Consider the following 11486-nt stretch of genomic DNA (forward strand, 5'->3'; position numbering starts at 1 on the left):
AATGCCTGGACGGAAGAGGCAAAAAAGCACCGTGATGCCTGTCAGACTGGCGAAATCTCGCTGGAACGCTTTGAGGAATGGCTGAAACAATGAAGGAAACAGAAACCTGTTTCAGGTATACTATAAGGCCAGGTAAAAAGGAAAATGATTTTTTCAAATCAATTAGACAAAAGCAATTAACTATTTATGTGTTGTGGGATCGAAAGTGCCAAAGTTGTGATTTGATAGATGATAAGCAGTATAGACCGAAAAAACCGTCAAGGATAAGCTTCGCGTTTCGCGTCCTTGACGGCTTTTCTCGTCTTTGCTGTTGGGTAGTCAAGAGAATATATGTGAATAAACGGCGTGCACCCTCTTTCAAAGGCGGCTCTCCATCGTGTAACACATGTTTTTTTAAATTATCGACAATTATATCTGTCCATAGTATAATAATCATAGCGCATAAAATTGAGCGTGGGAGGCATAAAAATGTTTTTTTCTGAAAAATTTCAAGTCAGTAGCGAATTGATAAAAGAATATGGCGCTGTTGACATTTCCTTAGTTTGCGATGTGCCTTTGTTTATTGACCCCATGCTAATTTTTAATAGTGAGAAAGAAATATACAAAAATTTACATAGAAGTATAGTTCGCTATTTTCACTTCTTGTATACGAAAGCAACACAGGGGCTAAACGTAAAAGAAATTGATGCGTGGTTTAATTTTAGCGAAGTACCCAATAACTGGTTGGGATATTCTTTGGTTGGAAACAAAGGATTGGCACTTGGAAAAAAGTATGCGAAATTTTTATACGAAAACATTGCTTTTGCAGTTGATACACACGGAATTTCCCAATCGCAACATATTGAAAAAGTAATGTTATTGTATGATGGTAGTGGGAAAGATAAGATTAGTGACTTGACAGTGAATCTTATAAAAGGATTTTTATGCGAATACACAGAAGCATTTGCCTTGAAATATATTAATGCAGATTTTCTTGAACAATTTCCTGTTGACAAGGCATATTTCAATTATGAAACCGAAAGTTTCATAAGTAAAGAATATGTGCTTCCATATATCTATGATGAAAATAACAGTAAAGAATATGTACTATTGACACCTTATGATATTTTAAGAGAAGATGAGCCATCGATAAATAAAAAAGATTTTTATGATAGTTATGATCGAATTCGTGTAGCTATTGAAAATGATACGTTACGAGCATATGTAAATAATTATATTGAATTAGCTGTAAAACAATATGAGGAAAATCAGAGAAGAAATCATAAAGCGACCCGCGAGAAGTCTATTAAAAAAATCGAAAAAGGTGCATTTAGAGAATTGGTTAGGGTGTATCCGGAACTTTATGATTACTATATCAAGCTTAGAGAAACAGATAGTGAGCAAATACGTTCCGAATGTATATCCGAGTTGAATACGCAGTTGGAAAAATTATTTGTGGCATCGCAGAAAATTATTGCTTTGTTTGAAAATTCGGATTATCAGGTAAACGAAAAGTTAACTGCAAGAGAAGAAGCGAAAGAAAGATTACGATACTTCAAGCATATCATTGAGGAGTGCGACGGGTACAAAAATTTATATGTTAAAGGTGTACAAATTGCTAAAGAAAATGACTTGCAAAGACTTTTTCGCTTTGTCTGGTACGGAACAAGTTATAAGGTGGACGCAGAAACAAATAATGGACGAGGACAAACTGATTTTATTATATCAAAGGGACAGAATAATCAGAATATAGTAGAATTCAAATTAGCAAGTAATTCGGCATTAGCCCATGTATTTACCCAAGTAAAAATATATGAAGCAGCAAATTGTACAGATGGAAGCCTAATTGCAATTTTTTATTTTTCCGAAAATGAGTATGCCAGTGCAATGCGAATCATTAAAGCTGTGGGATATGAAGAGATGATTGGTGAGTCAATCTATTTGATTGATTGTAGAAACGACAACAAAATTTCGGCTTCCAAGGCTTAGTCTGTCTTCAAAATAAGAGTTCTGGTAGGTGTAGCTGTTGCGTTTCAGATATTATCGACCATATAGCCGACTAGAGGATAATAAACCAGTTTCCCGAATACAAAACAAAGTAAGCAATACAATACCATCGAAAACAGAAAATGCTGGTCTATTGTTCTTTAAAACATAACGAAAGCGGGTAAGAAGTCTTTGACTTGTTACCCGCTTTGTAGCTAAGGTAGATAAGGTACAATAAGAGATATGTTGACACAACCATAGGCTATCGTGGTTGACTTTCAAGAGACACATTTTTGTTTTTGTTCGATTTTTTGAGGAGAACGACAATGGGGCCTTAGATAGGTGAGAATCTAAATCGAGACTAATTATTTGGAATGATCCGTAAAAACAACTAGATCACTGTTATATTTGGTGCGAATGGCAATATCTGTGTATAGCAAAGCGTTGTCTGGCATCTTATGGTGCATCAGATATTCATAGAGTAGAAATGGTGGTTGATATCCCTGTTGAAAAGCATCTTGATCGAGTACAATACTTAAACTATCCGATTGCAGTAAACGCATATTGGGTTCATTAAGGTCAAAAGCGATAATTTTGACTTTGCCTTTTCGGTCTTCTTCTTCTACCGCCTGACAGACACCTTCCTGTCCGTTTGACGCGACATAGATGCCAACTAGATCCGGATTCTCGCGCAGAGCGTGCTGTGTAATTTCGTGTGCATAATCATTCCGGTCAAAGCAAGGCTGAAACGGCATGATGCGCAAATTATGTGTGTTCTGTTGATTCAGTGTATCCAAAAATCCGTTTAGGCGATTATTATGCGCAGTATTGTTCAAATGTCCGGCAAGCGGGAGTATCTTGCTGTTGTCAGGGAGCATTTGGCACATTAGCCCGGCGGCTGTTTGTCCTGCGCGGTAATTATCCATGCCGATAAAACAGATCCGCTTGCTGCCAGGAACATCAGAATTCAAAGTGATTACAGGGATACCTTGTTCATACAGTCCATTGATGCATTGCCGCAGCTCGGCTGTGTTATTTGGTGAGATTGCAAGACCTTGTATGCCCTGTGAAGTCAATTCTTCGATATTTTCCAGAACAAGTTCTTCGTCTAATCCATGTAATTCACGGACGATCAACTCCACGCCGGATGAACGCAATTCGTCCGTTGCACGTCGAAGCCCTTCCAGAACAATTTGCATGGTTGGCGTTTCAACAGACTGCAGAATGGCACCAATTTTAAAATCACGCTTTGTCTTTACCAGTGCCTGTCCTACCAGATTGGGTTTATAGCCCAGTTCCTCTGCAATACGCTGAATACGCGCGGCGACCTCTGGGTTGACACGCCCGCGATTATGCAGTGCGCGATCGACTGTGCCGCGGGATACACCAGCTAATTCAGCAATTTGCTGCGCAGTAACTGCCATAGTTCTCCTCCCTTTAGCCTTTGTATATTAAGTATACCATATTGTAACGATGGTGCAATCTTTTGCGTGCATTTTGCGCATGCTGTGCCGTACATTTTGAACCGCAATATCTCAGCAAAAATCACACATGAATGCACGCGGTTGCACGCAGCTCGTTCTGTTTTTTCGTCAATACAACAAAGCTGTGGGAGTATATTTTTGGGTTTATCACGAAAAAATCCAAACTGTATTTTTCTTCTTGAAAATAAAAGAAATTGGTGATAGTCTTTAAACATGAATAAATTTAGTTCAGTGCCTGTAAAAATATAGTCCACTGAACTGGAGAAAATCAAAAGTATTTCATTTTTGCGTTCTCGTGAACATATTCGATCTTCTTCTTCATTTTTTGTTTCAGGGGTTGGCATCCGCCCTGAAATGTGCAGTATGGTATCCTTCGATACTATGAACGAAATGAGATATTCAAGAAGGAGTGTATCAAATGAAAGGCGGAATTGCAGAACTTTTAAACTTCAAGCAGAAGCGAAAGAATATGGATGAGTTCATCAAAGTCCCGGTATCCGAAAAGCTGGCCTATTGTTTTGGTGATCCTGCGCTGACGTTGATGTATACCATGACTTCAACGCTGCTCATCTATTTTTACACCAATGTAGTTGGCATTTCAGCCGGTGCAGTTGGCATAATTATGCTGATCTCCCGTATTTTCGACGGCTTTTCCGATGTCGCGATGGGTACGATCATCGACCGCACCCATTCCAAGTACGGCAAGGCGCGCATCTGGATCCTGCGTCTTGCGGTCCCCTATGCGATCGCGGCGATCCTGCTGTTCACCATGCCGGATATCGGGAATATCGGCAAGATCATCTACGCTTTCGTCACCTATAACCTGATGAACACCGTGGTATACACCGCCATCAGCCAGCCGTTCCACGCGCTCGGCTCGCTCATGACCCGCGACCGCCGCGACCGCGACACCATCAGCAACATCCGTATGATGCTGTCCATCACCGCGAGCATGATCATCACCGCGTTTACCCTGCCGCTGATTAACTATATCTCCAGCGTCACCGGCCACGAGCAGCTGTCTTGGATCCTGGTCACCGGTGCTTACGCGATCGTTTCGGTATTTGTCCTGCTCAACACCTACGCAACCTGCACCGAGCGCGTGCAGGCAGCGCCGCAGACCAAAAAAGAGAACATTCCTTTCTGGGAATCGTTTAAGATCACCTTCACCAACCGGTATTTCCTGATTGCACTCGGTCTGATGATCACCTACACTGCGTATCAGGTCATCATCGGCACCGACCTGACCTACTACTGCCAGTATGTTCTGGGCGATAAAAACTATGTAATGCCGCTCTCTGCCGCAGAAAAAATATGTACCATCATCGGTATTGCTATGCTGCCCAAGCTGCTACCCCGGTTCGGCAAGCGCAACCTGATCTGCTTCGGCTGCGCGATGGGCGTTGTGGGCCAACTGTTGTTCCTGATCAACGCCACCAGCGTACCGCTCGGTGTTGTCTCGTGCATCATCCGCGGCTTCGGCATTGCGCCGTTCTACGGCGTGCAGTACTCGCTGCCCGGCGATGCGATCGAATACGGCCACTGGAAGCACGGTGTACGTGTCGAGGGCCTGATGTTCTCCTCGATGAGCATGGGCCAGAAGGCCGGCTCGGGCTTTACGCAGGCAATCATGGGCGGCATCCTGGCGATGGCGGCGTTTGATGGCCTGAAAGCGACTGCCGCAGAGCAGACAGTGGAAGCGATTGCAACGATCGAAGCGTTTTATCTCTATGTTCCGATCGCTTTGTGGGCTATCATGTTTATTATTGCTTCTTTCTATAAGCTTGACAAGAGCTATGACAAGATGATGCGTGAACTGTTGGAACGCGAAGGGAAGAGCGCTGAATTAGCCGAATTACAAGAAGTATAAGTGTTATCCGCCGGAAGACAATACCTGATGTATTCCGGCGGATTTTTTATGCAGTAAATAATGCGTGCATCAAAAAAGATGCACGCAAAATACGTTGTTATACTGAACAAAATAGGATGGAATGTATCTTTCATGTGTTACAAATAGAGTGATGAAATTGCGTGCTTTTGTTAGATTATAATAGAAATTAAGAATAATATTTGTATATTAGTCGGATATATTTTGCTTGCGTTCTCGTGAACACAATGATACAATCATCTCGAAGAAGAAAACAAGATTCTGAACGCAAAAAACACAATCCAAGAGTCTGTGGCTTGCCAAACCGCAGACAAAGCCATTATCTAAAATTTCAATATTATATGGAGGTATTTCTCATGGAACTAAAAATTGCAGTAATCGGCTGCGGCATGATCGGCCGCGAACACATTGAGCGCATTCAGAACCGCATCCGCGGCGCGGAAGTAGTTGCTGTATGCGACGTATTTGAAGAGGGCGCGAAGAAGGGCGCGGAGATCGCGGGCGGCAACGTTAAGGTCTACACCGACTTTAATGCCGCCATCAACGATCCGGACGTTAACGCCGTTGTCGTCACCACCCCGGGCGCGTTCCACAAGGACCCGGTCATTGCAGCGATTCAGGCCGGCAAGCCGGTGTTCAGCGAAAAGCCGCTGGCGAATACCGCAGCGGACTGCAAGGCGGTTGTGGATGCCGAAATGGCATCCGGCAAGCATCTGGTACAGGTCGGCTTCATGCGCCGCTACGACCGCGGCTACAAGCAGGTCAAGGAGCTGATTGATTCGGGCAAGTTCGGCGCACCGATGGTTATTAAGTGCACGCACCGCGCAGACGGCGTTGCGCCGGATTACACCACCGCGATGGCAGTCACCGATACCGCGATTCACGAAATCGACGTGCTGCCGTGGCTGATTGGCGACGAGTGGGACGAAGTGCAGTGCATTATGCCCAAGACCTCGTCTAAGGCGCATGAAGGTCTCAAGGACCCGCAGATCATGATTATGAAGACCAAGGGCGGTATCGTTAACGTGCTCGAGGTCAACGTCAACTGTGGCTTCGGTTACGACATCAACTGCGAAGTCGTGTGCGAGAATGGTGTGATCAACCTGCCGTGCCCGTCCTTCCCGACCGTTCGTTTTGAAAACAAGGTTTCTACCAAGATCGAGGACAACTGGATTCTGCGCTTCATCGACTCCTACGACGTTGAGATTCAGGACTGGGTCGACCATGCCGTTAAGGGTGAGACCGGCGGCTCGTCCGCGTGGGACGGCTATGTTGCATCCATCACCGCGGACGCGCTGGTAAAGAGCCAGACCTCGGGCAAGCCGGAGAAGGTTGTCACCGGCGGCACTCCGGATTTCTACAAAAAGTAAGAAAAGGAAACGTTCAGAAGGGAGAAAATCACCATGAAAATCGGATTTAACGAAGGCTGCAACCGTTTCTGCGAAAACCATTCCGTACTCGAAGACCTCGACCTGTGTGAGAAGTACGGCTTTGATTACATTGACATCCAGTCCGAGTGCCTCGATCGCGAAATTGCGGCGGGCAAGTACACGATCGATGATTTGGCGGCATGGTTTGCCGATCCATCCCACAAGCTGCGCATGCTGTCCTACAACGCGCTGATCTTCTTCAACATGAAGCAGACGCAGGCAGAAAAGGATGAGGTGATGGCAAAGCTTGACCAGATTATCGCCGATTGTCTGAAATTACAGTGCAAAATGATTGTCGTTGTGCCGTCCATGGATTTGACCGGTCCAGCGACGCTGGACGAAATCCGCGCAGATGCAGTCGCGGTCCTAAAGGAAATGGTCAAGAAGGTCGAGCCGCACGGCATTAAGCTGTCCATTGAATTTTGCGGCTGTCCGACCATGTCGATCAACCGCTTTGAGGATGCGTATGCGATTGTGCAGGAGGTCAACCATCCGCTCGTCGGCATCACGCTCGACCAGTACCACTTCCATGCAATGGCATCCGGTTGGGACGCGCTTGAGAAAGCGGACGGCAAGAAAATCTTTGTCTGGCATCTCAATGGCATGGAGAACATGCCCTGCGGCGCGGCGTACAACAACGACGAAAAGCGTCTGTGGCCGGGCGAACCGGGTGACTGTCTCGATCACAAGCGCTACGCCGATACCCTCAAGAAAATTGGCTTTGAAGGAGATGTCTGCACGATGGAGGTGTTCCGTCCGGACTATTACAAACTCTCTAACGAAGAAAATATCAAGAAAGCGGCAGAAGTAACGCGCGCGCATGTGGAAAAATACTGGTAACAATTCTTCTTATCCTCATATTCAATAAAAGGCAGGCGTATCGGATGCGATACGCCTGCCTTGTTTATAGGTCGGAGCTATGAGCAGGTGGACAGCACATTATACCGGATATTTACGGAACAGGCCGGGCGAAATGCCCACATGCTTTTGAAAACTGTGGCTGAAATTCTCTTCGCTATTATATCCAGTGGCGTACGCGATCTCTCCTACTGACTGTTTGGTTGAGGTGAGAAGATATTTTGCCTTGTCGATACGGCGCAGCACAATATATTCATAGGGCGAATAACCGGTGCGTGCTTTGAACTGACGCGAAAAGTGCGACGGACTCAGGCTTACTGCTGATGCCACATCCTGCACACTGATTGGCTCAAACAGATGTCGGTTCATGAAGCGGATTGCCTGCGCAATGCGGTCGCTATTGTCCGAGGTGGGCTCTCCTTCGCCCAGCAGTAACAGGCATAGTAGATGATGAAGCAACTGTGAGCAGGCGGCCTCACTCGGACGTTCGTCTGCAGCGCAGCGCTCAAGTAGTGTACCAAGTGCTTGCGCCAGTTGCGTGACTGCGTCCGGTGTAAAGCACTGCCGCCCGCCATGCGCCTGTAAAATGCGTCGGTAAAATGTGCGTACATTCAGTCCGTTGAAGAGCAGCCAGATAAACTCAAGGCCGTCCGACGCAGCGTACTTGTATGGCTCGCGGCAGTCGAACAGCACGATCTGCCCTGATACCGCCAGCGTCGGCACGCCAGACAACTCGAGTTTCATCGTGCCACGCTGGATGAGAAACAGCATGATATTTCGGTTGTGATTACCTTCCATGGCGATCTCCGAGCGATGGCTGAACGAATACCGGCTGTCGCAAAAGTAATGTCCACAGCGCGTTGGATAATAAAAAAGCTCGCGTGCAAGGGAAGATGGGGTGAAAAAATACCGTTCAGATGTCTGATGAACACCGGCTTCCGAAATCAGCATAATACGCACACTCCTTTTCTCCATCGTACCAGACCTTGATAAGATGTGCAAGAATAAATAGCAGGATTTCGCAAGTTTATGGCGGATTGTATCATTGGAAAAGCGTTGCTCATGCCGTATAATAAGACCATCAAAAGGGCCCGAATAAAAGATTAGCCACATCCGGCAAGGAGGGTATCCCATATGAAAATTGCATTTGACGTGGACGTGCTGGCCAAGCAGATGTCCATCAACGACTATGTACACAAGGTAGCCGACTGGGGCTACAAATATATCGAGCAGTCCCCGCACCCTCGGATTAATCCGTTCTACAAGCATCCGCTGTTCTCCAAAGAGTGTGAGGAGGAGTACCGTCGAGCATTGCGCGAGACCGGTGTCGAAATCTCGTCCTTTATCGTGGTCTATCGTTGGTCCGGTCCGACCGAGGAGCAGCGTCAGCATGCGGTTGCCAACTGGAAACGCATGATCGAGATTGCAGTCAACATGGGCGTGCCGGTCATCAATACCGAGTTCTCGGGCGACCCCAATCAGCAGGAAATTTGCAACGGCATGTTTTACAAGTCGATGGAGGAGCTGCTGCCCATCATCGAGCGCGAAGGCCTGCGCGTTGAGATTCAGTCCCATCCGTATGACTTCTGCGAACTGAACGACGAGACCTGTGATATCGTCAAGTCCTTCCGCTCGAAGAATCTCGGCTATGTTTACTCGGCTTCTCACGGCTTCTTCTACGATCAGGGCAAGGGTGACGTACGTCACATGCTCAAGTATGCGGGCGACGAGTTGACCCATGTACTGCTCGCGGACACTTGGAACCAGACCAAGGACTGCCGCTACATCCTCAATCCGCCTTGGCTCAACAGCCGCGGTCGCGCGGACGTCACCATCCACCAGCACACCGCTATGGGCGAGGGGGAGGTCGATTTTGACGGTATCTTTGAGACCCTGCGCGACATGGATTTTGCAAATAAGCAGCTGAAGGCCGATGCACCTAAGGTCGGTGGCGACAACATCATCTGCGTGTCCTACTTTGGCTTCCCGGAGAAGATGGACAAGCAGGCTCCTGAAGCTCTTGAACGCATCAAACGCGAACTTCTCTAATCTACCTCACTCACCTTTTTCTTTTCTATTTCCGATCGGGTATAACCCGAAAAACAAAAAGAGCGGTAAATCCGCTCTTTTTGTTTGCTATATTTCTTGTAGATGACTTACTTGCTGGGATGATATGCGTGCTGGTAAATTCTATACAGAACGCATCTCTAGCATGACATGGAAGAAAAAATTCAGTATGTCTTACCTCAATAAACCGCAGGTTAATGGAGGTTCTGATAGGTCAATAGAATTATAATATTAAAGAAGCAGAGAATACAATCTAATTGGAAATATTAGAATAATAGATGTGATATGTAGGATTGTACAGAACGATTTGACGACAACTGTGACGACAAACAGGAAATAATCAGCGGAATCCAATTGGCCATATTGTCACAAATATTTGATGAATACGGATTGAATGCGTTTATATGGATAAAAACTATCATAAAAAACGGGATTTTGGCAATTCAAATCCCTGACTCTCCGCCAGATTACCGCACTTTATCGAAAGATAAAGTGCGGTTTTTGCCGTTTTGGGTGAAAAATCATAACTTTTTCGCGAGCAAGAAATTTTTGAGTGCAATCCTGAGTGCAATCAGAATTTATTGCGCTTCCGGCAGGGACGCGATCAGCGCATCCATACGTGCTGCGCTGTTTCGCTGCATCTGGTCGCTGACGTGGGCGTAGGTCTTCAGCGTAAACGACGCGGCGTAGTGACCGAGGTTGGTTTGCACCGTCTTGATGTCGTCGCCGTTTTCCAGCGAGATCGTCGCGAACGAGTGGCGCAGAGAATGGAAGGTATAATTGCCCATGCCGCAGTTCAGCAGGATGCGCTTGAGGTGCTTGTACACGGTGCGCCGATTAAGCGGCTGCCCAAAATCATTCGTAAACACCAGATGGAAGCTGTTGTCCCAAAGCATGTCCGCTGCCAGCTGCTGCTCATTCTGCTTTGCCCGTTGGTGCCGCAAGACCCGCATGGCGTTCTGCGCGAGAATCATTTTACGCTGCTTGCCCTCTTTGGGTGGCGCAAGGAAGTAGCCGAAATCGCCCTTGACCTGCTTCTGTTGCAATTGCTGACGGACATAGATGCAGTCGTGATCAAAATCAACATCCTCCCAGCGTAGGCCGAGGATCTCGGACAGGCGCAGACCGGAGAAAATGTCGATGAAGAAAATGTTGCGGAACTGCTTACCGTCGATTGCTTGCAGGAACCGACTGAGTTCGGCGGTCGTGATCGCGCGCACCTGATGCTGCGTCACACGCGGAAGCGAGCAGCGCTCGGATACATTACGAAGCAGCAACTCGTCGCGGATGGCGGATTCCAGCATGTTGTGCAGGATGCCGTGGATGTTGCGGACGGTTTTGGCGGACAGCTTCTTTTTAACCGACAAGGATGTGACAAACTGCTGCACCTGACGATGGGTCAGATCGGTCAGCTTGACCTTGCCGAGCGCGGGAAGAATGTGGTTTTCCAGAATCTTCTGATAGGTCACCTGCGTGCTGTGTGCCAGATTGACTGCGCAGATCGAGAAGTATTCCTGCGCGTAGGCCGCAATGGTGATCTGGTTCGGTTCCTGATAGGTGCCGCGGTCAATGTTTGCGGTTGCGTCACGCAGCTTGGTGGCAACCTCTTTCTGCGTTTTGCCGTAAACGGAATGACGGAGCAGCTTGCCCGTAATGGGATCGCGGCCGGACACATATTGTCCCTGCCAGCGGCCGTCTTTTCGCTTGTATATCGTGCCGCTGCCGGCTTCGCGTTTTTTACTTTTGCGTGCCATAGTTGCTTGATGCTCCTTTCCGGCACATACAATTTAGGTG

8 protein-coding genes are annotated in these 11486 nt (G+C 47.0%); 5 read left to right on the forward strand and 3 right to left on the reverse strand.

The annotated features are described in order from the left end of the window. The first annotated feature begins 468 nt into the window (after positions 1 to 468). Complete coding sequence (locus tag ABGT74_RS10675) at positions 469 to 1968, forward strand: hypothetical protein (RefSeq protein ID WP_297171367.1); 1500 nt, start codon at positions 469 to 471, stop codon at positions 1966 to 1968. Positions 1969 to 2330: 362 nt separating this feature from the next. Here the strand turns inward: ABGT74_RS10675 and ABGT74_RS10680 are convergent, their stop codons facing one another. After that, entirely contained in the window at positions 2331 to 3389 is a 1059-nt protein-coding gene (locus ABGT74_RS10680; protein WP_346705499.1) for a LacI family DNA-binding transcriptional regulator, read from the reverse strand. Between the two features lie 478 nt (positions 3390 to 3867). Between ABGT74_RS10680 and ABGT74_RS10685 the strand changes: the two genes are divergently transcribed. The 3 genes from ABGT74_RS10685 to ABGT74_RS10695 all read left to right on the forward strand — a co-directional run bounded on the left by ABGT74_RS10685 (position 3868) and on the right by ABGT74_RS10695 (position 7607). Next, on the forward strand, positions 3868 to 5319 hold the full coding sequence (locus ABGT74_RS10685; protein WP_346705500.1) for an MFS transporter: 1452 nt from the start codon (positions 3868 to 3870) through the stop codon (positions 5317 to 5319). A gap of 374 nt (positions 5320 to 5693) precedes the next feature. Further along, a complete protein-coding gene (locus ABGT74_RS10690; RefSeq protein ID WP_297171361.1) occupies positions 5694 to 6707 on the forward strand; it encodes a Gfo/Idh/MocA family oxidoreductase in 1014 nt (337 codons plus the stop codon). 33 nt (positions 6708 to 6740) lie between these two features. Further along, on the forward strand, positions 6741 to 7607 hold the full coding sequence (locus ABGT74_RS10695) for a sugar phosphate isomerase/epimerase family protein (RefSeq protein ID WP_297171359.1): 867 nt from the start codon (positions 6741 to 6743) through the stop codon (positions 7605 to 7607). Positions 7608 to 7706: 99 nt separating this feature from the next. Here the strand turns inward: ABGT74_RS10695 and ABGT74_RS10700 are convergent, their stop codons facing one another. Continuing rightward, positions 7707 to 8576, reverse strand: a complete 870-nt coding sequence (locus ABGT74_RS10700) for an AraC family transcriptional regulator (RefSeq protein ID WP_297171356.1) — start codon at positions 8574 to 8576, stop codon at positions 7707 to 7709. A 183-nt stretch (positions 8577 to 8759) separates the two neighbouring features. On the opposite strand from ABGT74_RS10700, the gene ABGT74_RS10705 reads away from it, so the two are divergent. Beyond that, positions 8760 to 9674 (forward strand): sugar phosphate isomerase/epimerase, encoded by a 915-nt coding sequence (locus ABGT74_RS10705; RefSeq protein ID WP_297171355.1) that lies wholly within the window; start codon positions 8760 to 8762, stop codon positions 9672 to 9674. A gap of 596 nt (positions 9675 to 10270) precedes the next feature. Here the strand turns inward: ABGT74_RS10705 and ABGT74_RS10710 are convergent. Then, a complete protein-coding gene (locus ABGT74_RS10710; protein ID WP_346705501.1) occupies positions 10271 to 11446 on the reverse strand; it encodes a site-specific integrase in 1176 nt (391 codons plus the stop codon). Positions 11447 to 11486: the final 40 nt, after the last annotated feature.

This window comes from uncultured Agathobaculum sp. (genome assembly GCF_963927765.1).
Lineage (GTDB): Bacteria > Bacillota > Clostridia > Oscillospirales > Butyricicoccaceae > Agathobaculum.